The sequence below is a fragment of the Roseiconus nitratireducens genome (genome assembly GCF_008629675.1).
GTDB classification, from domain to species: Bacteria; Planctomycetota; Planctomycetia; order Pirellulales; family Pirellulaceae; genus Stieleria; species Stieleria nitratireducens.
The window spans coordinates 620,449-642,435 of sequence record NZ_VWOX01000002.1 but is presented as its reverse complement, the minus strand read 5'-3'; the positions used below and the strand labels follow the sequence as shown (position 1 = coordinate 642,435).

At 60.2% G+C, this 21,987-nt stretch carries 15 protein-coding genes; 9 read left to right on the top strand and 6 right to left on the bottom strand.

Annotated elements, in window-relative coordinates; all coding sequences use genetic code 11:
* Positions 1 to 2: 2 nt before the first annotated feature.
* The 7 genes from FYK55_RS04970 (at position 3) to FYK55_RS04940 (ending at position 8,224) form a co-directional block, all read left to right on the top strand.
* Positions 3 to 755 carry an ATP synthase F0 subunit B gene (locus tag FYK55_RS04970; RefSeq protein ID WP_150075246.1) on the top strand — a complete coding sequence of 251 codons (753 nt, stop codon included), beginning with the start codon at positions 3 to 5 and terminating at the stop codon, positions 753 to 755.
* Positions 748 to 2,316: a F0F1 ATP synthase subunit alpha gene (locus FYK55_RS04965; protein WP_150075245.1), complete on the top strand. Its 1,569-nt coding sequence runs from the start codon at positions 748 to 750 to the stop codon at positions 2,314 to 2,316. The genes FYK55_RS04970 and FYK55_RS04965 overlap by 8 nt, the downstream gene beginning before the upstream one ends.
* Entirely contained in the window at positions 2,313 to 3,143 is an 831-nt protein-coding gene (locus tag FYK55_RS04960; protein WP_150075244.1) for a F0F1 ATP synthase subunit gamma, read from the top strand. Before FYK55_RS04965 ends, FYK55_RS04960 begins: the two co-directional genes overlap by 4 nt.
* Before the next feature lie 129 nt (positions 3,144 to 3,272).
* Positions 3,273 to 4,751 carry a sulfatase gene (locus tag FYK55_RS04955; protein WP_161604311.1) on the top strand — a complete coding sequence of 493 codons (1,479 nt, stop codon included), beginning with the start codon at positions 3,273 to 3,275 and terminating at the stop codon, positions 4,749 to 4,751.
* A 95-nt stretch (positions 4,752 to 4,846) separates the two neighbouring features.
* The gene (locus FYK55_RS04950) at positions 4,847 to 6,289 is read left to right on the top strand and encodes a sulfatase (RefSeq protein WP_161604310.1); all 1,443 of its coding nucleotides are present in this window, start codon (positions 4,847 to 4,849) and stop codon (positions 6,287 to 6,289) included.
* A gap of 336 nt (positions 6,290 to 6,625) precedes the next feature.
* The gene (locus FYK55_RS04945) at positions 6,626 to 7,390 is read left to right on the top strand and encodes a metallophosphoesterase family protein (protein ID WP_150075241.1); all 765 of its coding nucleotides are present in this window, start codon (positions 6,626 to 6,628) and stop codon (positions 7,388 to 7,390) included.
* Between the two features lie 39 nt (positions 7,391 to 7,429).
* The gene (locus FYK55_RS04940; protein ID WP_150075240.1) at positions 7,430 to 8,224 is read left to right on the top strand and encodes a 3-keto-disaccharide hydrolase; all 795 of its coding nucleotides are present in this window, start codon (positions 7,430 to 7,432) and stop codon (positions 8,222 to 8,224) included.
* Between the two features lie 36 nt (positions 8,225 to 8,260).
* Here the strand turns inward: FYK55_RS04940 and FYK55_RS04935 are convergent, their stop codons facing one another.
* From FYK55_RS04935 to FYK55_RS04920, 4 genes are all read right to left on the bottom strand, one after another.
* Positions 8,261 to 10,090 carry an ATP-binding cassette domain-containing protein gene (locus tag FYK55_RS04935; protein ID WP_150075361.1) on the bottom strand — a complete coding sequence of 610 codons (1,830 nt, stop codon included), beginning with the start codon at positions 10,088 to 10,090 and terminating at the stop codon, positions 8,261 to 8,263.
* An 11-nt stretch (positions 10,091 to 10,101) separates the two neighbouring features.
* Positions 10,102 to 11,022, bottom strand: coding sequence for a dihydroorotate dehydrogenase (locus FYK55_RS04930; protein WP_150075239.1), 921 nt, complete (start codon positions 11,020 to 11,022; stop codon positions 10,102 to 10,104).
* 158 nt (positions 11,023 to 11,180) lie between these two features.
* A complete protein-coding gene (locus FYK55_RS04925; protein ID WP_235908427.1) occupies positions 11,181 to 11,837 on the bottom strand; it encodes a phosphopantothenoylcysteine decarboxylase domain-containing protein in 657 nt (218 codons plus the stop codon).
* Between the two features lie 2 nt (positions 11,838 to 11,839).
* Entirely contained in the window at positions 11,840 to 12,202 is a 363-nt protein-coding gene (locus FYK55_RS04920) for a tellurite resistance TerB family protein (protein ID WP_150075238.1), read from the bottom strand.
* A gap of 583 nt (positions 12,203 to 12,785) precedes the next feature.
* On the opposite strand from FYK55_RS04920, the gene FYK55_RS04915 reads away from it, so the two are divergent.
* Together FYK55_RS04915 and FYK55_RS04910 are read left to right on the top strand one after the other, a co-directional pair.
* On the top strand, positions 12,786 to 13,799 hold the full coding sequence (locus FYK55_RS04915) for a DUF481 domain-containing protein (protein ID WP_235908426.1): 1,014 nt from the start codon (positions 12,786 to 12,788) through the stop codon (positions 13,797 to 13,799).
* Positions 13,800 to 14,286: 487 nt separating this feature from the next.
* Positions 14,287 to 14,874, top strand: coding sequence for a hypothetical protein (locus FYK55_RS04910; protein ID WP_150075237.1), 588 nt, complete (start codon positions 14,287 to 14,289; stop codon positions 14,872 to 14,874).
* Between the two features lie 120 nt (positions 14,875 to 14,994).
* Here FYK55_RS04910 and yidC read toward each other — a convergent pair whose 3' ends face one another.
* Both yidC and FYK55_RS04900 read right to left on the bottom strand, forming a co-directional pair.
* The gene (yidC, locus tag FYK55_RS04905; protein ID WP_150075236.1) at positions 14,995 to 17,430 is read right to left on the bottom strand and encodes a membrane protein insertase YidC; all 2,436 of its coding nucleotides are present in this window, start codon (positions 17,428 to 17,430) and stop codon (positions 14,995 to 14,997) included.
* A 465-nt stretch (positions 17,431 to 17,895) separates the two neighbouring features.
* On the bottom strand, positions 17,896 to 21,870 hold the full coding sequence (locus tag FYK55_RS04900) for a HEAT repeat domain-containing protein (protein WP_235908425.1): 3,975 nt from the start codon (positions 21,868 to 21,870) through the stop codon (positions 17,896 to 17,898).
* Between the last annotated feature and the right edge of the window lie 117 nt (positions 21,871 to 21,987).

The following is a 21,987-nucleotide window of genomic DNA, read 5'->3' as shown; positions in this document are numbered from 1 at the left end:
GCGTGTCACCCATCTTGACAACGTTTCTGTTCGAGGCGGCCAATTTCCTGGTGCTTGCCGCTGCGCTGGGCTGGTTCTTCTTTCGACCGGTCCGCAACGCGATTGCCGAGTATCGAAGCAAAATCGAAACCGATCAGCGTGCCGCGGAAACCAAATTGGAAGAAGCCCGAAAACGGCACGATCAGGTGGACCAGGCCTACGCCAGGCTTCACGAAGACATTGCTCGTGAACGTGAGAAGCAACTTGAAGCGGCCCGAGAGCAAGCTGGAAAGATTCTCGACGAGGCGCGACAAGTCGCCGACCGAGAGTTGAAACTGAGCCATCACCAGGCCGCGCAGATCACCAACTCCCAACGTGACCGTTTGGCGGAAGTCGCGGCGACTGCCGCCGCCGCATCCGTCGGCCGCCTGCTTGAAGAGCTTTCCGGTGAACGGCTTCACGATGCGCTAGTCGAATCGGCTTGTCGCCAACTTCGCCAATGGCAAGATGGTCTGGCGCCGGTGTCGGTCGAACACTCATTGCCGCTGTCGGAGACGCAGGTCGAAGCTTTGAAAGAAGCGGCGGGAAAGGCGGCGGAGACCGCAGAATTTCACACCGTCGACGGACTCGGCGCGGGGGTCCGGGTGTTGACGGCCCAAGGTCTGGTGGACGCCTCAACTGCCGGAATCAGCACCTTCGCCCGGCGGTCTCTGGTCAAAGAGATGCAAGATCGGGCCAACAATCCTGCTGTGTTGCAAGACGTATCCGATGCCTGATCCCACGAAGACAATCGAACAGGAGTTATCTCGAGCGGTGGACTCGATTCGGCTGTCGACGGCGGTCGAGCCGCGAGGCGTTGTCCGGCGTGTCGGCGACGGTGTCGCTTCCGTTTCGGGTTTGCCGGATGTCCGCTTTGAAGAACTGCTCGCATTCGACTCCGGTGCCCAAGGCATTGCTTTCGATTTGCGCCGCGACACGATCGGCGTGATCTTGCTGGCGGGGGCCTCGGAGGTCCACGAAGGCGACGGCGTGGTGGGGCTGCAACGGTTGCCCGATCTACCGGTCGGTCGCGAAGCACTGGGGAGAGTCTTGGATCCGCTGGGCAACCCGTTGGATGAAGGGCCTCCGCTCGCGGGCGCCCAGCGTTTGCCTCTGTTTCGCCAGGCCCCGGAAATTATCGAGCGCCGCAGCGTCGACCGCCCGCTGTTGACCGGCGTCATGGCAGTGGATGCCGCAATCCCGATCGGCCGTGGACAGCGTGAGTTGATCATCGGGGACCGTAACGTCGGAAAGACCGCGCTGGCCATGGACTTCATCGCCGCACAGACTTCCGGAGACGTCAGCAACGTCTACGTGATGATTGGGCAACCGATGTCGCGAGTCCGTGCGCTGCGCGATTCTCTGGAGCGTGTCGGCGCGTTATCCAACACGGTGGTGATTGCCGCCTACGCGTCGGACAGCCCGGGAATGCAGTACTTGGCGCCGCTGGCCGGGGCATCGATGGCGGAATCCTTTCGCGATCAGGGTCAGCACGCGATCGTGGTCTATGACGATTTGACGAAGCACGCCGACGCCTATCGCGAGTTGGCCTTGTTGTTGGATCGTCCCCCCGGACGCGAAGCCTATCCGGGTGACATTTTCTATGTGCACGCGGAACTGTTGGAGAGGGCGGCCGCCATCTCGGATGACTTGGGGGCCGGTTCGGTGACCGCGTTCCCGCTGGTGGAGACGACCGACGGCGATATCTCTGCGTACATTCCGACGAACCTGATTTCCATCACCGACGGCCAGATCTATTTGGACACGGGCAGGTTCGAGCGTGATTTGCGTCCGGCCATCGATATCGGACGCAGCGTGTCTCGGATCGGCGCCGTCGCTCAACCACCGCCGATGCGCGCGGCCGCCAAGAACTTGAAGATCCAAATTTCACGGTTCGAATCGCTGGAAAAGCTCTCGCGGGTTGGTTTGGACATCGATCTGTCCACCCGGAAGAGTCTGGACGAGGGAAAGATCCTTCGTGGACTGCTTCGGCAGGGGCGATTTGCTTCGCGGAGTCTGGCCCACCAGGTGATCTGGCTGACGGCAGCCGCGGAGAATTGGCTTGAAGGTTTGGATCCTGAACAAGCGACGGCGGTGGCACAGCGGCTGATGGAATTGGCTCGCAGCCAGGCGGGTGATGTTGTTGCGGCATTGAACGCCGGGACAGATCCCGAAGGCGATTGGAAAACGACACTGGCCGATTTGGCCGGACAAGCAAGGTCTCTGGTCGAAGGATCACCACCAAAGCCCGCCGAGTCAGATGCCTCCGAGGCGCCTGCCAAGGAGCAACCGGAATGAAACGCGAGCAGGCCTTTCGGCATCGTTTGCAGACCCTGGAGGCATTGCACGAAGCCGTCGGCGCCATGCGGTCCCTCTCGGCTCACCACTTCCGGCTCGCTCGCAAAGCCCTGCCGGCGGCCCGCGAGTACCGCAAAGCGACTGAGAGCATTGTCGCGGAAGTTGGGATTCGTCCGCCCTTGCACGTAGATGGAGCGACGGGGCTGTTGGTGGTTGCTTCCGATCTGGGGCTGTGCGGCGACTACAACACACGCATCTCCGAACTGGCCGTCAGCGAAGCAAATCAGTTTCACGCTGCGACCATCTATTCGGTGGGACGGCGGGCTCGCGCGGTACTGCAACGCCACGGTTTTGTCCCTGAACGCGTCTACGATTCGCCGGCCAGCCTTTCCGGGCTTCCCCAACTGCTGCTGGAACTGGCGCAAAACATTCTGGACGACTACAGCGAACGGCGGATCCACACCCTGCGGGTCGTGTCGGCAGCGTTCGAGGGGGTCGGGCACTTTCAACCGCTGTCGATCCAAGTGCTGCCGATTGATCCGGTGACATCGATGCCGCCGTTGCCACCGTCCCCCTACGTCGACGCCGATCACCTGGTAGCGTCGGCGATCCGAGAATTCCTGTACATCACGTTGTACGAGGTGTTGCTGGATGCCGTCGCCGCTGAGCATGGGATGCGGTTGATGGCGGCGGAGTCGGCCATGGAATGGCTGGAAAACACTTCCTCCACCACCGCCCGACGACTCGCGGGCGTTCGCAGTGAGGCCTCGACACAGGAATTGTTGGACATTGTTGCGGGCGGCCGGCGTATCGACGAAGATCCCTGATCCGGAGTGCGTCGGCGATTGATGTCCGGCGGGTTTCGGATCCGAACACCGGGGTGGTTGGGACGCGTTCGGACGCTCGGTTCAGTTGCACGACCAGGTAGAGAAATGTGGAATCCATTGAGCCGATCGATGTTGCTCCAGTTCGAGAAATGCTGTCTTCGGAAGCATTGGCGACGGCTGGCCCGACTGGTGTTTTGGGGCGTCATGGCGGGGATCTTGATGATCAATACCGGACGGGCCGCGGACGATTTGCGCCGGCCGGACGTGTTGTTCATTGTGGTCGACGATCTAAACGACTGGATTTCGCTGCTGGACGCGGAATCGCCGATTCCCACGCCCAACCTCCGGCGGCTGGCTGATCGAGGGATGCTGTTTGAAAAGGCGTACTGCATTTCGCCGGCGTGCAATCCTTCGCGGTCGGCGACCCTGACCGGGTTGCGGCCATCGACGACGGGTGTCTACGGAAACAAGAGCGATTGGCGGGGGGCGGTCGGGGATCGTCCCACGATTTTCCAGCGATTTCGACGTGCCGGATACGACGTCGTGGGTGCTGGAAAGATCTTTCATCACCATCTGGACGGAGCGTTTCACGACGAGGCCTCATTCGACGATTTCCAACCCATGCGTCCGCAATCCTATCCGCCAGAAAAGTTGAATCGTGCGCCGGAGTACGGGTCGCGGAATACGGATTGGGGGCGCTGGCCGGCGACCGTGGAGCAGTCCATCGATTTTAAGACCGTCGAGTACTGCATCGGGGAACTTGCTGATTCGCAGCGGGACGCGCCGTTGTTTCTTGCGTGCGGCATCTTCAAACCCCATTCGCCCTTTTTCTCGCCCGGCGAGTTCCATGCTCCGTTTGAAAACATGGCTGCGCCGCCAAGACTTCCGGATGATTGGAGCGATCTTCCGTCCGGCGCTGAACGGCTGTTGCGGAAGAAGCGATGGTTTTGGGAGGGCATGCAGGAATTGGAGGCCCGAATCCCCGGATCGACGTTGCAGTTTTTCCGGGCTTACGCTGCCTGTGCGGCGTTCGCGGACGCACAGGTCGGCCGGTTGCTCGACGCGCTCGACCGCAGCCCGCGTCGTGATCGGACCATTGTCGTTTTGTGGTCCGACCACGGGTTCCATCTTGGCGAAAAGAACCACATCGAGAAATTTGCGTTGTGGGAGAAAACGAACCACATTCCGTTGATCGTGGTGGCTCCGGGCGTGACGTCCGCCGGCAGTCGTTGCCCGCGTCCCGTCGATTTGTCGGTGCTCTATCCGACGCTGCTGGAGTTGTGCGACTTGGAGCCGGACGCCGAATGTGACGGTCGCAGCATGGTGCCATTACTCCGCGATCCGAATTCCGATTGGGACCAACCGGCGCTGATGACATATAGTCGCGGCAATCATGCCGTTCGCAGCGACGACTGGAGATTCATTCAGTACGCGGATGGAACGGAAGAGCTGTACGACCACCGCGTGGATCCACTGGAATGGCACAACTTGGCTGACCGGCCCGAATCGGAAGAAGTGCTGGCGTGGCACCGCCATTGGATTCCGCAATCCGAGGCTGCACCGGTGCCGGATCTGAAGCCGAAGTCCGCTGCCAACGCAGCGCAATAGAATGTTTGTTCTGCGCCCTTGCCGGCAATCTTTTTAGGCGACCGTGATCGCTGGAACCGACCTGAATGGCACCGAATCAACGAAGAGTGTTGAAGATGAGATACGTTTTGTGGGCGATGCTGCTGACGCTTCCAGCACTGGTTGCTCGTTCTGATGAGGAACTCGACAACGATCACAAAGCCACCAACGTTGTTTTGATTTTGGTCGATGACCTTGGTTGGTCCGACCTGGGTTGTTACGGCAGTCGCTATTACAGGACGCCCCACATCGACCGTTTGGCGGAACAGGGAGTCCGATTCTCGGACGCTTACGCCGCATGCAACGTGTGTTCCCCGACACGGGCGGCGGTCTTGAGCGGCAAGTACCCGGCCCGACTGATGCTGACCCAATGGCTGCCTTCGGGACGCTGGAGCCCAACGGATCATCGCATGCGCGAAGGGCGTTACCTGTCCAATTTGCCGCTGGAGGAGGTCACGATTGCCGAGGCTCTGCGAGAATCAGGCTACCGCACGGGCTTCATCGGAAAATGGCACCTGGGAACGGAGACGTATTACTATCCCGAGCACCAGGGTTTTGACGTCAATGTTGGCGGGCGCGACTACGGGGCGCCGGGGGCCTACTTTTATCCCTTCCGCGGCAGTTGGAAGATTCCGACGACCGGGCAGACCTTGCACAAGGATTCGCCTGTCGGCGGAGAACCGGGGGACTATCTGGTCGACCGGTTGGCGGAAGAGGCGGAGCGATTCATTCGTGATGCTGACCGTCGCCCCTTTTTCTTGATGCTTTCCCATTACGCCGTTCACGCGCCTCTCCAAGGAAAACCTGAGAAGGTCAAACACTACCGCGAGATTCCGAAGAAGCAGCGGCAGGGGTCGGCCGAGTACGCCGCGATGGTGGAGAGCGTCGACGAAAGCGTGGGACGGGTGATGGCAACGCTTCGCGATCGGGGGATCGACCAAGAAACGCTGGTGATCTTCACCAGCGATAACGGCGGGTTTGCCAAAGCGACCAGCAATGCTCCGTTGCGGGCGAACAAAGGATCCAACTACGAAGGCGGCATTCGAGTCCCCTTGATCATGCACTGGCCGGGACATGCTTCCCCGGGACGGGTTTGTTCGGAGCCGGTTATCAGCACGGACTTTTATCCGACGATTTTGGCGGCCACGGGACAACCGCTTCGGCCCTATCAACATGTCGACGGAAAAAACCTGGTGCCATTGCTGAAAGCAGACGGATCGATTCAACGACAAGCACTTTTCTGGCATTACCCCCACTACAACCAACATCCGGAAAGTTTTCCCAGCGGGGTCGTGCGGTGCGGAAGCTGGAAGCTGATCGAGAACTACGAAACCGGCGAGGTCTCGCTTTATGACTTGGATCGTGACCTTGGTGAGACCGATGATTTGTCGGATCGACGGCCCGACAAGGTTGCCGAGCTGACGAAAAAGCTGCATGACTGGCAGCGCGAAGTGGGGGCGGATCCGATGAGAGACAATCCTGAATACGACCATCCTGAAAACACCGGCGACCGGCCGTGATTTGGTAGGATGTCGGCCTCCACACTCGCCCTTGGGGCATGACAAGTGCGACCGCATGAGAACAACCTGCGCCTTCCCGCTTGGAGGTCGTGTAGCTTTCTGAGTCGGCAAAAGACGTGTTTTTTGAGATCACCCTCCCTCCGGGAGGGTCAAAGGTGAGGCACGAGCCTTTGGGGAGGGTGTCTTCATCAACCAGATGAAATCAAGCATGTCCGCCATGCCCCTCCCCGCGTCGTCGCAAGCTCCTCCGCGACCCTCCCGGAGGGCGGGTGAAGCAAAGCTGGACGACCTCCAAGCGGAAGGGTGAATGAAACTTCACGAAGACCGAGACAAACGATGATTCACACGTGGCCCGAGGACGCCGAACCGGAGCGATTGACGTTCATCTCGGATCTGCATCTGTTTTCATCCCGCAGCAATGCCGGCCAATACGAATCTCTGATCGAAGAATCGGTTGACTGGAGCGACTTGTGCGTGTGGGGAGGTGACTTGTTCGATTTTCGCTGGAGCCAAGCGGGGAATGGCGAGGCGACGATCAACCTGGCGCTGCGTTGGCTGGGCGACTGGTGTGAACGCTTTCCCGACAAGCAGTTCATCTTTCTGCTTGGCAATCACGACGCACACGCGCCGTTCGGTGAGGCGTTGCGGCAACGGTTTGCCGATCATCCCAAGTTCTTTGGCGGTGTCGACTCAGTCCGGATCCGTGACACGCTGTTTGTGCACGGGGACGTGATCGAGGGGGACGGATCGGCGCAAGCGTTCGATCAATACCGGGAACGATGGAGCAATAAGCCGGAAGCTGGACCGCTACAGCATCGAGCCTACGACGCCGCGGTCGCGGCACGGCTGCACCGTGCGGTTGCCACGGCGGCGCACCGGAAACGACGGACCTGTTTGCGGCTGCTCCGTTGGATGCATCGCCAACCCCAAGATCGGGTCCAGGGAGTTCGGCAAATTGTCTTTGGCCACACTCACCGACAGATTCACGGCCTGTGGGTCGACGGCGTGCGATTCTACAATGGCGGCGCCACCATCCGACATGTTCCGTTCTCACCGGTCAAAATCGAATTCGAAGATTCGTTGCCGGACCATTTGCATTGACGAAGGTGATGTTGTCGCCACCAACCCAATCTTGACTTGATGAAACTGACGCTGGTTCGAAGCGGTGTAATTCTCCTGTTCGTGTTTTCCACTTCGGTGGTGCGGGCCCAGCCGCCCGCGATCCAACAAAAGGATACGGAAGGGGCGGCAAAGACGTCCTCGAACGAGGAGCCTGAATTCACCCAGCTTTTCGATGGCCGAACCTTTGACGGTTGGCGGCATGGCGGAAACTGGATCATTCAAGACGGCGCGTTCTATCGTTCGGAGTCGGGTGGCTCCCTGACTTTCACGCGGGCCAAGGTTCCGGACGATTTCGAATTGCGATTCGAGTGGAAGGTTTCCAAGGGGTGCAACAGTGGTGTCTACTACCGTCCAGGGCAAGTCGAGTACCAGGTGCTGGACAATCAACACAGTTCCTACGGAGAGAACCCCCGACAGTCCGCCGCGTCGCTGTTCTTTTGCATGGCGCCGTCGAAGGATGCGACGAAGCCGTTTGGAGAATGGAATACTGCCCGCATCGTTTGCAAAGGCACCGTCATCCAGCACTGGCTGAACGAAGAAAAGGTGCTCGATTTTGACTATGCCGATCCACGTTGGGCGCCGATGGTGCATTTGTTGGCCATTCGCGGCGGCGATCTGAGTGGTCGAGGCGGGGAGCTTTGGCTGCAAGATCACGGCCAGCCGGTGTGGTTCCGGAAACTCGCGTGGCGAGAGATTCCCGAAGATGAGCCGGTCGTGGCCTCGGCGACGTTCCGGCCCCTGCCGATTCCGTCCGCCGCATTGGAAAAAGAGCGAGAGCGGGTGAAACGGATGTTGCAAGAGCAGGCGAAGTAGCCACGACCGGAGTCGAGATCGATTAACCTGATGCGATCAAGATTCCAGCTGTTCCCAACGTTCGAACGCTTGTGCCAGCTCGGATTCGGCCTCGGCCAGTTTTGCGGCATCAGACGCAATCTTGTCGCCGCCGCCTTGGTAATAGGCCGGATCGGCCATCACGGCGTGCCACTGGGCAATCTGCTGTTCCAGAGATTCGATCTTTTCGGGCAACGCATCCAGCTCGCGTTTCTCTTTGTAAGAAAGTTTTCGCGGCGAATTCGAATCCGAAGCCGAAGTCGATTCCGCGACCTTCGCCGGTTCGAACGGGGTTGTGGAGGAATCGGGTTTGGACGGAGTCTTCTTGTCGCTGGATGATTCCTGGGGACGCCGCGCCACAGCGGCTTGCCATTCGTCGTAGCCGCCGACGTATTGTCGGATCGTCTCGTCTTCGAACACGATGGTGCTGGTGACGACGTTGTTCAGGAAGGTTCGGTCGTGGCTGACCAACAGCAGCGTTCCATCGAACTCAACCAGTTGTTCTTCCAACAGTTCCAGCGTTTCGGCATCCAGGTCATTGGTCGGTTCGTCCATGACCAGCACGTTGGCCGGTTTGCTCATCAGCTTTGCCAGCAGAGCTCGGTTGCGTTCACCGCCGGAGAGAAACTTGACTTTGGTACGGGCCCGCTCGGGCGTGAACAAGTAATCCTGGAGGTACCCCAGTACGTGTTTCTTCTTGTTGCCCAGCTGCATTTGCTCGCTGCCTTCTCCGACGTTCTCTTGGACCGTCATTTCGGGATCCAGCGTATCGCGGAGCTGGTCGAAGTAGGCGATTTGCAGTTTGGTTCCCAAACGCACTTGGCCCGAATCGGGCGGCAGTTTTCCCAACAACAACTTTAACAAGGTCGACTTGCCGGCCCCGTTGGGACCGATGATGCCAATCTTGTCGCCCCGCATGACCGTCGTGGAGAATTGGTCGACAATGGGTTGGTCCTGGTAAGAAAACGAAACGTCCTTCAGTTCTGCCACCAGAGCTCCGCTCCGCTGTGAATCCTGCAAAGACAACTTGGCGGTGCCTTCGCGTTCCTGGCGTTCTTGACGCTGGCGACGCATGGCTTTGAGGGCTTTGACACGTCCCTCATTTCGTGTTCGTCGTGCCTTGATTCCCTGGCGGATCCAGGCTTCTTCTTCCGCCAAGCGTTTGTCGAACAGCGCGTTCTGCTTCTCTTCGGCCTCCAACGCCTGTTCCTTGCGGACGAGGAACGTCTGATAGTCGCAGCTCCAATCGAACAAACGACCTCGATCGATCTCCCAAATCCGTGTCGCCAGACGCTGAAGAAACGAACGGTCGTGGGTGATGAAGATCAGGGTGTTCTGCCACCGTGAGAGAAAGTCTTCCAGCCACAGGATCGATGCGATGTCCAAGTGGTTGGTCGGTTCGTCCAGCAGCAGGATGTCGGGCCGGGACACGATGGCCTGCGCCAGCAGGACCCGCCGCTTCATCCCGCTGGAGAGCGAATCGAAGGACGTGTCGGCGTCGAGTGCCATTTGCGAGAGCGTGATCTCCACATCGTGTTCGGCTTCCCAGCGGGTGGTCGGATCGTCGACCTTTGCCTTGGGAACGCCACTCAACACGATCTCACCGATGCTGCCGTGAAGGTCCGCGGGGACGTCCTGGATCAGCCGCGCGACACGGGTTTGGTCGTCCAGAATGATCTCCCCATTGTCCGGTTGCAGCTGACCTGCCAACAGTTTCAACAAGGTGGTCTTGCCGGCGCCGTTTCGTCCCAGCAATCCGATCCGCTGTCCACGTTCAACTTGTGCCGTCACGCCATCCAGCAGACTTGGGCCGGCAAAGCCGATGGTCACATCGGCAATCGTCAACAAAGCCATTCTGATTACACCTCCAGTGTGCCGACGATTTCTCGCACGCAAGACGCACCCAGCTCCGCCAGCGCGTCGGGCAGTTGGTCGATGATTCGAACCGACACGGTGGGGTCGTAGTAATTGGCCGTTCCAATCTGGACGGCCGACGCCCCCGCGACCAGAAACTGCATGCAATCATCGATCGATGCGATGCCCCCGATGCCGACGATTGGAACTTCGACGGCCGAGGCGACCTGGTGCACACATCGCAGCGCGATGGGTTTGATCGCCGGGCCACTCAACCCGCCCATACCATTGCCGAGCATGGGTTTGCGTTTGCGCCAATCGATCGCCATCGCCAGCACGGTGTTGATCAGACAGACGGCATCGGCCCCACCCTCCGCGGCGGCCCGCGCGATGTCGGCAATGCTGGTGACATTCGGAGTCAATTTCGCCAACACCGGGACGGCGCAGGCTTGCCTGGCAGCCGATACCACTTCATAGCAAGACGTCGCGTTCGTACCAAAATCGACTCCGCCGCTGACATTCGGACAGGACAGGTTCAGTTCCACGGCGGCCACGCCCAATTCACCGATTCGTTGGGCCAGGGCCACGAACTCGTCACGCGTCCGTCCCGCAACGCTGACTACGATCGGAACCGACTGCGATTGCAGGTACGGCAGATGATGTTCAATGAACGCCTCCACGCCGTCATTGTCCAGGCCAATGGCATTCAACAGTCCGGCCGAGGTTTCGACCGTTCGCCAGGGGGCATTTCCGATGCGTGGTTCGGCGGTGATGGTTTTCGGTAGCACGGCGCCCAGTCGGGAGAGGTCGACGACCTGTTGCATCTCGCGCGCGTAACCGAAGGTTCCCGAGGCGACCATGATCGGATTGGGCAATTCCAGTCTGCCGAGGGTGGTGGACAGATCGATTCGCGTATCGGTGGACATGAATTTGCGGGGACAGAGTTGGGAATCAAGTTCGCGGTCAAAGGCGGTGTCGGAACGTGAGGGCGGCGGCACTGGGCCACGGTGCGGGCGGTCTTTTCCGTCCAACGCTGGCAGACGCAGCGTGGCGAGGCGCGCCGGCGGTTCCAATCAGCCCCACATCAGCCGGGCGCTTTGGTGCCGGAAACCCGGCCGATCAGTCGCTGTTGAATGTGATCCAACAGGACATCGGCGACTTGCTGCTTGCTGCCATGAACGCTGGCCACGACGTCGCCTGCCGCATCCAGCAATTCAACGTGGTTGTCCAGCGAATCAATGGCCGAGGGTCCGTTGCTGACGATCAGGTCACAATGTTTTTTTTCCAGTTTGACAGTTGCCCGAAATCTGCGGTCTTCGGTTTCCAATGCGAATCCGACGACCCATTGCCCGGGAAGTTTGGTTTGGCCAAGGGTCGCGACCACGTCGGGCGTTTCGATCAATTCCAGTGTCAGCGGGGCACCCGTCTTGGCAATTTTCTGTGATTCGACGAATCGCGGCATGTAGTCGCAGGGGGCCGCTGCCCCAATCGCTCCGTCGCACTTCTTAAACCATTCTTGGCTGGCCTCCAACATGTCGTCCGTTGAGACGACAGGGACGACGTGGGCGCGGGGCGGGTAATCGATTTGCACCGGACCACTGATCACCACAACCTCGTGTCCCAGCTCCAATGCGGCGGTGGCAAGTGCAGCGCCCATCCGACCGCTGGAAGCGTTCGACAGGTAGCGAACCGGATCAAGGTACTGCCGTGTCGGTCCTGACGTGATCAGAATTCTTGCCACACCTACGTTCCCAACGTTTGATCAATCAAGCGATTCAGCTGATCGGCGGGCAGCTTCATCTTTGCAGCAGCCAGTGCAAACAGTCGCTTCTCCGTCTCGTCCAGCTTGCCGTCAGCGGCCATCATCCGAATCAGATCCGTCATCAGCACCTGCCGTTCATGCAGATCGGTCGGCAAGTCCAAGGCCGCCGCGTCGTCCAAGCCGTATCGCAAAGCATCCTGCAAATCCGCTTCGCCCAGCCCGAGTTCGTGGCATCGTTGGGCAACCAACGTGACCTCCCGCTGCCCGATCGATCCGTCCGCCATCGCCATCACGACGAGGTTGCGAAGTTGTCGAATTCGATTGCTGAGCGGAGATTCGTCCATGCACGGAAGGGTAACCAAACGCACCGAAATCGGCCAGCGGGAAGCCCCGCCGGCGGCCGGTGGTCATGCCGGTCTACCCGGCTGGCGGTGACGCCCTTGTTCCAAGGCTCCCGCCTTGGAACAACCTGCTTTGCAGGCTCCGCCTGCCAGCTCCCCGCAGGTGCTCTGTCCCCGGGCCGGGATTGGTCCCCGTAACGGATCGTCCCTGTTTATTTCAGCCGCGAGAGTGGGAGGCGGGGCGGGGGAATGATGCTGGACAGCGGCGATCGGAATCTGCTAATTCTCAACAGTCCGCCCGATTTCCCATTCCCGCTGGACTGAATTGTTCGCGTTTTTCCACACGACCGCTTGGTGGTTCGGCCCCAGTCGCCGATCAAAACCCGCCCTACGACCGAAACCATTGCTTTGCCGCTGGTTCGCGGGGGCCATCGCGTTGGCCTGGTTTTGCAACGCGGCTTTGGTTGGGGGGCAGGAATTCGACGCGAATTCGACCGGCACGAATTCCGATTCACCGGTTTCCTCATGGCAGCGTGGAATTCCCACGTTCGACGGACGGGAGATTCTTCGTCGTCGGAATGCCGCGGTGAAAGAATCATTCCCCTCGCCGGCCGACGAACTGCAGCAGGTCACCTACCAGCTGGATCCCCTGCAGTTGAACTCGGCCGGTGGCTCCGATTTTCAGCCGGGGATTGCCGCCGCCCTCGCGGGTCAAGACCTGGAACTGCCTGTCCCTGCGCTTCCGACACCGCCTGGGGCTTCCCTACCGGAGGGCGTTCCATCGGCAGTGCTGGAGCCGGAGATGGTGGGTGCGGGCATTGCGTCTCCGGACCCGCAAGCCGGCGCCTTGCCTTTGGGAGCCGTGCTGGAAGAAGGAATCGTTCCGGAAGCACCGCCGTTGGAGGAGGAGACGACGGCTTGGTACGAGATCCCCTGGATGTGGATTTCCAAGGGGTGGAAGAACCATGCCGAATTTGGGCTCGATGGTAGCAGCGGGAACGCCCGCACGTTGGCATTGCAGACCGGATTGGAAATGCGGCGGAAAACCGATTTGTACACGCTCGCGTTCGACTTTGACTATCGCAAGGCGACCAATCGTGGGGTCACCACCGAAGACAATGGCCGATTCAATGCAGACTACGATCGATTGCTGGGGGAATCCCAGTGGTCGGCATTTGGGAAGTTCGGAGTCGAGTGGGACCAATTCAAAGCTTTCGATTCCCGCATCAACTTGAACGGCGGTGCGGGCTACCACTGGATCCGTACGGACGACGCGCTGCTGGTGACCCGTTTCGGTGCGGGTGCTTCGAAGGAGATTGGTGCGCCGGATGACTCATGGAAGCCGGAAGCTGTCTTCGGCATTGAAGCCGAGCGGCAGGTGAACCGGTATCACAAGTTGAAGGGCAAGGTGGATTACTTCCCGGCTTGGGAAGATTTCTCTGACTACCGTGTCGTGACCGATCTGGCCTGGGAGATTCTGCTGGACGACAGTGAAAACCTGTCGCTCAAACTGGCGGCAACGGACCGGTACGACAGCACACCGCAAGGCGCGCGTCCCAACGACATTTACTACTCGTTGTTGCTGCTGGTCAAATTCTGAGCGGTCGGTGTCGGAATCTCGCGGACCCTCGTTCCTGGGCTCCGCCCGGGAACGCACTGCCCGCTGGCTCCGCCAGCTTCTCCTGTCCGGCCCGCCGGCGGGAGCCGGCGACATACAGCCGGTTCCAAGGCCGGAGCCTTGGAACCAGATGTTCGCCAGTGCGCGGGTTTTCCGTCGCGATCGCGACGGCAGCTCCGGGAGCGATGTGAGCACTTCCCCTCGTTCCTTGGCTCCGCCCGGGAACGCACTGCCTGCTGGCTCCGCCAGCTTCTCCGATCCGGTCCGCCGGCGGGAGCCGGCGACATGCATCCGGTTCCAAGGCCGGTGCCTTGGAACCAGATGGTTCGTTATGTGAAGGCTTGGTGACTGGCGTTTGAAAATTTGGTGTATCCGCCGGATTGTGAACGCTGGAATACCCAAAGATCGATACCGTGAATTCCTCCACGATGGCACCGATCAGCCCAACTTTGCGAACGGTCCTACAGAAATGTCTCGTTTGGACATCCAACTGGATGAAATCTCCGGCGAAGAACCGGTGGAAATTGTTTGGCCTGCGGGCGCCGAGGTCGACGTCGCGGACCTTCGCCAGCGATTGGTCCGTGAGATCGATCGGCATCGGCAACGCATCCCGTTGGATCTCAGGCGTGTCGACGGCGCGCCGCCCGAGTTGGTCGAGTTGCTCGCCGACATGCGGAATTACGCCCGGTCCAAGTCGAAGGTGTTGTCGACCGGAAGGATTCTGCCGGAGTTGCGTCGGGCGTTGGAAGAACGTGCCAGACGGCCGGTGGGATCCAGTCGGGCTCCGTCGTGCAAGGACGAAAGCGATGCGGCCAGCGAACTCGCTCGTGACATTCTGAACAAAAGCACGAAGACGGAATACGATCTTTCCAACGCCAAGCGGCTGGAACGCAAGGAGCGACACCGCCGCCGCAGGAAGTCGTCGAAGCGCAACTACTGGAAGCTGGCAGGGATTATTCTGGCCGGTGCGATCGCGGCGGCATCCGTCGAATTCTGGATCATCCTGCAAGAGGACGAACGCGTGTACATCCCCGAGAAGACGTACGAAAGTCGCTAGGCCCCATAGGAAAGCTCGCAACACCCTGTCGCTACCGTCGCGATCACGAGGTTAGCGACGCTCTGGCGAGCGTCGCTATTCATTCTGAGCCAAAGTCTAGGCGGAAGCTTGATCGCGTCCCTAGCGTTTCTTCTTGCTGGGCGGACGTTTCCGTTTGTTGGGCCGGTCGGCCGGTTGCTCCGGTTCTTTCTGATTGACTTGCTGCAGCAAACGCTCGGTCAGCGTCAGTTTTTCGCCGCCACCCGCTTTGCGTGTCGCTTTGGCGTCGATGACGTCGTCGGATAGGTCAAAGTGCTTGCCGCTCGGAAGCGTCTTCTTGACCAACGTTCGTTCGCCGATTCCCCACAAACTGCTGGCAATGAAGTAAATGCACAGTCCGGCAGGGACCCGGAAGAAGAACAGTCCCATGAACAGAGTCATCACCGTCATGACCTTCTGCGTCATCGCAGTCTGCTCATCGGTCGCCGGCGGCATGAACATCTTTTGCTGGGTGATGAACAGCACCACCACGATGATCGGCAGCAGGTTCAAATAAGGTCCCAGCCAACCGCTACCGCGGCCGGTGAAGTAGTCCCACCAATCGCCCCAGTAGAGGAACTGGTCCGGGGCGGCCAAGTTGGATGCCCATCCGTTGGCCGACACCAAAGGCTTTTGACGCAAGTCGATGTCGACGGACAGGGCGCGGTACAGCCCCATGAAAATGGGCAATTGCAGGAACATCGGCAAACAACCCGCCAGCGGATTGAACCCGACGCGTTTCTGCAAGGCTTGCTGGGCTTTCAGCCGCCCTTCCATGTCGTCCTTGTACTTCTCCGCGATCTTTTTCATCTCCGGAGCCAGCTCCTGCATCTTCTGCGCGTTGACCGCAGCATTTCGGCTGAGCGGGAACATGCAACCGCGGACGATCACGGTCAGCAGGATGATGGCAACGCCGTAGTTTCCCACGATGTTTTGCAGGAAGTGCAGCAGCCCGGACAGCAGCCGCGAAAAGAACGAGAACCAACCGTAGTAGATAAAGTTCCCCAGCCCGTATTGCTCCAGCAACTCCGGTTCCTTGGGGCCGGCATACAGCCGCAGAGATTGCGTCAGCGATTCACCGGGCGGAACATCGCTGACTTCGCTATCCACGAAAAACGACACGTTGACCGCGCGTTCTTTGTGACGCTCAACTTCCTCCGGGTCGGCCACCAACTCCGCGGCGGCGCGGCCGATATTCTGGAAGTAGGGCTCCGCCTCTTGAGGCAGGTAGGTGACGGCAAAGTATTGTGCGTCGATGCCGATGTACCGTAGCTCGTTCGTTCCCGCCTCACCGCCTTCGGCGAACAGGCCCTGGTCGGGATCCTTGGGCGTCTTCTTGGCTCGCTTCAACAGCTGCATCCCGCTGACCAGTTCATGGCCGGCGGAGGTCGTTTGATAGACCACATCACGAGCCGCAGCCCCTTCAAAAAGGTTTGGGCTGATCTTGTTGCTGTACCACCAGCCCTCGGCGGTGATCCCATTAGGGCCTTCCAGCCGGTAAGCAAGTTCTTGCGGGGCATCGCCCAGATTGGTCAGCTCCAAATCCATGTCGACCAGGTACGTGCCCGGCGTGATGCGGTAGGTGCGGGCCAATCGGACCGGTTGTCCACCGACCTTTTCCATGACGTCAGAACCGATCGTCGTTTCAAACCGAATGGTGTTGGCGACACTCTGCTCGGCTTGCGTGTTGGCCGTCCAGATTTGTTTGGCGGGGTCTCCAACGGGCGGCAGCCAACGGCTGGCGGCGTCGATGCTCTTGCGTCCGGCGCGGGCCAGAGTCATCAAGCAGGAAAGACGAGACAGGTTGCCTTTGATCTGATCGTCGCCGCCGTATTCGGCAAGACGGACCAAGTCCAAAGGGTGTTCGGTCAACTTGGCTTCGAACAACAGTGGCGATGCCGACGCATCGACCGCTCCCCCGCGAGCGACTTCCACCGTGACCGTTTGTCCGGGGTTGGTTTCCTTCAACGCGTCATTGATCTCGGACTCGCTGGTGACCGGAGATCCCGCCACGGCCAAGATCACGTCCCCGACCTCCAGCCCCACCTCGCCGGACTTGGCAACCGCGAGATCGGCCGGCGTTCCTGGTCCCACGACGTTGACCAAAACACCGTCGACGTTGTCGGCCAGTTGGCCGGCAAAATAACCGAGGTACCCGCTTCGCGTGTCGATCCGCCGGTAGCTCAACCGACCGTTCGGGTCCCGCGCGGTCAATTCGATTCGCTCGATCCCGGCTCCGCGATTGCGAAACGTGATCAGCATGTTGTATCCGTCCGACGGAGCCATCGAACCGAGCGTGTACCACTCGGTCGAACCCGACGTGGACGCGACAGCGTTCGCAGGGTCTTCGTTTTCGGATGCCGATTCAGGCTCAGCGCCGTCTGGCGGTTCTGGTTGCGCCGGTGCGTCGTCTTCTAACTCCGCCGGTTGGTTGGCGACCGGGGCCGGCTGCGGGGGAGCGACGAGGGCACGCAGAGACAAGTAGAAGAAGAGAAACGCGGCCGAGGCGACGAGAAACGTGTAAGTTCGGCGATCCACGATCGATCCGGTTTTGAAAGTTTTTGGGGAGGACCACCGGGGACGCGTTGCGGGAGGCGGAGCGCGATATGACGAAGGCGGTGGCGTTTGGGCGGGGCGTCGTGACTGCAACCCGGGCCGCTATTCTGTCCGCCGGCGGGAATCTTGGGAAGGCGAAGCACGGCAATGCCGACGCCGAGATTCTGCCAGACCGGTTGTGCGGGAAGCGTTTTTGCCGGAGGTGCCGATGAAAACGGCGGCTTTGACTCAGCGGCGAGCCCGTTCGGATTTTCCGCGAAGGGCAATCCGCGAACGGGACGGGAATTGCCGCGTTTGGCGGCGGACCGCAAGGGACAGGTCGTCCCGGAGCAGAACTCCGCGGACGGATGATTGATAGACTTGCGTCGCCTGGCACTCCGCGAAGCCGTCGCGTCCGCGGCGGACAGCCACGCTCTGGCGAGCGTAGCTACTCGTTTTAAGCCAAAGCTAGGGGCGCTGGGCAATTTCGGCGGCCGGGACTACCCCCAGGTAGGCCATCATGTCGCTGATTTCCTGCAGCGAGAGCTCGTCAATTAGGCCGCTGGGCATGATGCTGCTGGTGTTCGGCAGGATCTGGTCCACATCCTCCGCTCCGACGATGCTCGTGTCGTTTCGGGAATCCCGCACGATCAAGCTGCCATCGGATTGCTCGCTGACCATGCCGACCAGCACTTTGCCGTCCAGGGTCAAGACTTTCTTGCTGGCGTACTGGTCGCTGACGACGTGGGCCGGATAAAGGATCGATTCGACGATTTCACGTTTGGTGAAACGCCGCGCCAGTCCGGACAGGTCCGGGCCGATCGACTCGCCGTAGTTGCCGAATCGGTGGCACTGTGCACAGCTGGCCTTGGTGTAGGCCATTTTGCCCCGTTCCGGATCGCCGGTGCGTCCTTTGTCGCTTTCCAGGTATCCGACCAACTGCTCGAAGTCCCAGCGTGATTGATCTGCCTTTGGCAAGACGGCGGCGGGCCGGTCCGGGTAGACCTTGGAATACCATTTCTGCCACGGTCGCATCGACTGTTGATCGGCAGCGGAATGTTCCACGCCGGTCCAGTGTTCCAGCAACCGTTGCACATCTTCAAATGCGCGTTTGTCCTTTTCCGCGCGAACGCCCAGCAGGATCAGGTGACGGAGCGCCATCGGATCGTCGGTGGCGACGGGGACTTTTCGGAGCGCCCGAACCACTTCTTCCGCGGCGTCGGCGTCGACAATGTTCAGACTGCGGACCAGGTAGTCCCAGTTATCGCCTTCGGGGTGCACCGAAAGAGCCATGGAAATCACCGATCGGCGTTGGGGTTCGTCTCGCCACAATTGCCGCAGGTAGTCGGAGGCTTCCGCTTCTTCCGAGCTGGCCAGCAGGGCGATGATCCCGGTTCGCAGGCGGCGTTGGACGTCGCGGACCTCGGTTTGTTCCTGCAATCGGCGATCCAGTTCCATCAAGGTTCCGGTCGTTTTCTTGTCGATCGGTCGATCGATTTTGTAGATCGCGGCCAACGCGGCGTTTTGCCAGACATGTCCCTGTTCCAGGATCGCATGCAGGTCGTCTTTGGAAAGCACCGAAGCGAAATCGCGTGTGACGTTGGTCATGTACATCGGCAGGGCGCCGGAGGTTGATCGATTTGCCGTCTTTTCAAAAAACTTCAGAATCACGAAACGCTGTTTTGCGGTCCAGCCTTCGGACATCGATTGCAGACACATCGCAACCAAGGTGCGGCTTTCCAGCGGCGCATCGGACTCCAGGTACCTCAGTGCCCGATCGGCCAGCGACTCGGCCCGCAGGTAAGTTGCCAGGCGGATCACTTCGTGATTGATTCGCGGTTCGCCCGCGGGGAACTCTTCGGCAATTTGATCTCCGAGTGCCGCAACCTTCTCGGCGTCCACACCGCTGCGGTGCAGAGCGACCTGGCATAGCCGCAGCAGGTCGATGAAGTCGGCGTCGCTCAGGAAGCCTGACATCATCTCGCTGGCTCGGGCCAGGACCGCCAGGGCGTTGGCTTCGGTGGGATCGGCCGAGACCAGTGCCAGCATTCCGACGATGGCGACACGCGTGTCCTCGGCGTCGACCACTTGATCTCGGTAGGTTGCCACGGGCATCCGTTGCAGCAGCTTGCAGCCGACGAAAGCCAGAGTGCGATCGCTGCTTTTCAGAATTTCCAGCAGCGCAGCGGTGTCGTCGGGCGTCAGGTTGCCGCGGAGCATCGCTTCGCACGCGGCACGCTGGACTGCCGGGTCGTTGTCTTCCAACAGGGCAATCAGTCGTCGTTTGCCTTCCGGGCCAGGGTTGCGACCGAGCATGGACGCGGCCTTGGCACGCACAAGCTCGCTTTCCGCTTCGCTCAACTCCAGCAGCAGTTCTTCACTGGGAACCGGGCCGAACAGTTGCATCAGCGTCATGGCCCGCACGCGGTAGTCGGGCGGATTGTCATCGCTGTAAGCAACGCCCGCGACCAGCCGATTCCATTGGTCACCCAGATCTGCCTTGATCGAAGCGATCTTTTGGCGTGTCCAGGCGGATTCGATTTGGGGCTGACGCACGGCTTCGGCAATCCCGGTGCCCAACTTGGTCATCCGCTCGGGAATCTCTCCCTTGTAGATCACGCGATAGATTCCTCCGGCGGTGTCTCGACCGCCGGTGCAGAAATACAACGCTCCTTCGGGGCCGACCTCCAGGTCGGTCACGTTCAGTGGCTGGCCCTGCAGGAAGACCTCGCTGTCAGCATCGAAGCTTGCCGCGCTGGGCTTGATCCGGACGTTCAAGATCCGGCCTTCGCTCCAGTCCGCCATGAACAATGTGTTTTGGTATCGAATTGGGAAGGCGAAGTGTTCGTAGCAGACGCCGCCGGTCGGGCTGCCGCGTCCGGTGTCCAGCATGTCAGGCAAGCGATCGAGGTAATACGACGGCCATTTGGCCCATCCGCTTCGCCAACCGAACTCGCCGGCTTCGGTGACGTCAAAGATCGCGTTGGGGCGGTACCAGGCGGTGTCGACGTCCGATTCCATGTCGGCGTCGTGGACAAACATTGCTCCACCGGAATGGAACACGATGTCGTAGGGATTGCGCAATCCGCCGGCCACACGCTCGACCACGGAACCTTCGGGATTGGTCCGAACGATGGTTCCGCCGGGCGCCTTCACGCCGCGTCCATGTCCGCCCGGATCCTCGTAACGTGGCAGCAGGTCACCTTCATACGGGTCGCGATAGGTTTGGCCGTCACCCACTTCGCCCACCGCTTGGACGTGACTTCCAAGTGCGACGTAGATCATTCCGTCGGGGCCCAGTCGCAAACCGTGGGCACCGTGCTCACCCGGTTGCGCCGGTCGATTCTTCCAATCGACAAACTTGACGATCGCGGTGGCCTTTTCCAGGGTGCCGTTGCGATCGGCATCCACCAATTTGTAAAGCGCGGCACCTTCCGGGCCGTCGGCGGTCACAAACACATCGCCGTTGAGCGCCAAAATGCCTTGGCAGGACTTTACCAGTTCACAATAGGTGCGAACGGTTTCAGGGATGCCGTCTCCGTTGTCATCGTAGGCCAACAGCAGCGGACCGTTTTCTTGCGAGATCAACAGGTGGCCGAACTCGTTGAAGGTCATGGCGATCACCGATCCGACCTTGTCGTCACCCAACACGCGTTGGACGCCGAATCCCTTTTGAATTTGAAACCTCTCTCGCTGGCCGGACGTATCCGCGGAAGCGTTCTGCGGCGACGGTGAAGGGGCGTCGTTGGCGACGATCGATTTTCCGTCCTGCGGATGATCGGTCGGTGGCGCGTCGGCCATCGCTTCCGGGGCGGGCGTTTCCGGTGGCCCGGTGCGGTCCCACGGCACGGTGTCGCCCAGCGGTCCGAATGACGAAGCGGAGCCCCACAGCCGGTCATTGAAAACGACCGTTTCCCACAGTTCGCTCGGTTCGGTTGTCGTCTTCCACGAAGGATTGGTGCTGAAGGTGTACCATTTGTCGCTGTTTTCGGGCCGAACGGAAACGCGTGCGGCCAAAGCAGCGGTATCGCCGCGACGGTTGGTGACCTCGATCGCGACGATGTTGCGTCCGACTTCGAAGTATTCGCCGACGTCGTATTCATCCACTTGGCGGGATGATTTCCCGACGCCCACGGCATGTCCGTTGATGAACAATTGGTATTCATCGTCGGCGGCAATTTCAATTTTTGCCAACGCCGGGACGCGCAGGTTGATCGGTTTGCGGAAGAAGCAGCGTTGTCCGACCGGGATCGACTGCTCGGCCGATGTGTTCGTCGCCCAGATCCATTCGGCTTCGTCGCCGCTGGACGGTTTGGCCGCGGCCATCGTCAAGATGAACACCGCGGATCCGGCGAGCAGGGAGCGGATGGAAAAGTATCGCGAGCGGTGGGTGCCGCGACGGACCGAGAAAAGAGCCCGTTTGTCGAACCGTTTGCCGTCCATGGCGCATTCATCTTGTGAAAGGGGTCGATAAAATGTCCGCCGGAACCTAGGCGGACGGGCACCCCCGCTGCAAGATCGATTTGGACCTTGGGTGGCTTTTTCGCGCGTTGCCGGCAA

Excerpts from the sequence above, each read along its gene's own strand:
- FYK55_RS04965 (WP_150075245.1), top strand. The coding sequence starts at position 748 with ATGCCTGATCCCACGAAGACAATCGAACAGGAGTTATCTCGAGCGGTG.
- FYK55_RS04960 (WP_150075244.1), top strand. The coding sequence starts at position 2,313 with ATGAAACGCGAGCAGGCCTTTCGGCATCGTTTGCAGACCCTGGAGGCA.
- FYK55_RS04955 (WP_161604311.1), top strand. The coding sequence starts at position 3,273 with ATGTTGCTCCAGTTCGAGAAATGCTGTCTTCGGAAGCATTGGCGACGG.
- FYK55_RS04950 (WP_161604310.1), top strand. The coding sequence starts at position 4,847 with ATGAGATACGTTTTGTGGGCGATGCTGCTGACGCTTCCAGCACTGGTT.
- FYK55_RS04945 (WP_150075241.1), top strand. The coding sequence starts at position 6,626 with ATGATTCACACGTGGCCCGAGGACGCCGAACCGGAGCGATTGACGTTC.
- FYK55_RS04940 (WP_150075240.1), top strand. The coding sequence starts at position 7,430 with ATGAAACTGACGCTGGTTCGAAGCGGTGTAATTCTCCTGTTCGTGTTT.
- FYK55_RS04930 (WP_150075239.1), bottom strand. The coding sequence starts at position 11,022 with ATGTCCACCGATACGCGAATCGATCTGTCCACCACCCTCGGCAGACTG.
- FYK55_RS04920 (WP_150075238.1), bottom strand. The coding sequence starts at position 12,202 with ATGGACGAATCTCCGCTCAGCAATCGAATTCGACAACTTCGCAACCTC.
- FYK55_RS04910 (WP_150075237.1), top strand. The coding sequence starts at position 14,287 with ATGTCTCGTTTGGACATCCAACTGGATGAAATCTCCGGCGAAGAACCG.
- FYK55_RS04900 (WP_235908425.1), bottom strand. The coding sequence starts at position 21,870 with ATGGACGGCAAACGGTTCGACAAACGGGCTCTTTTCTCGGTCCGTCGC.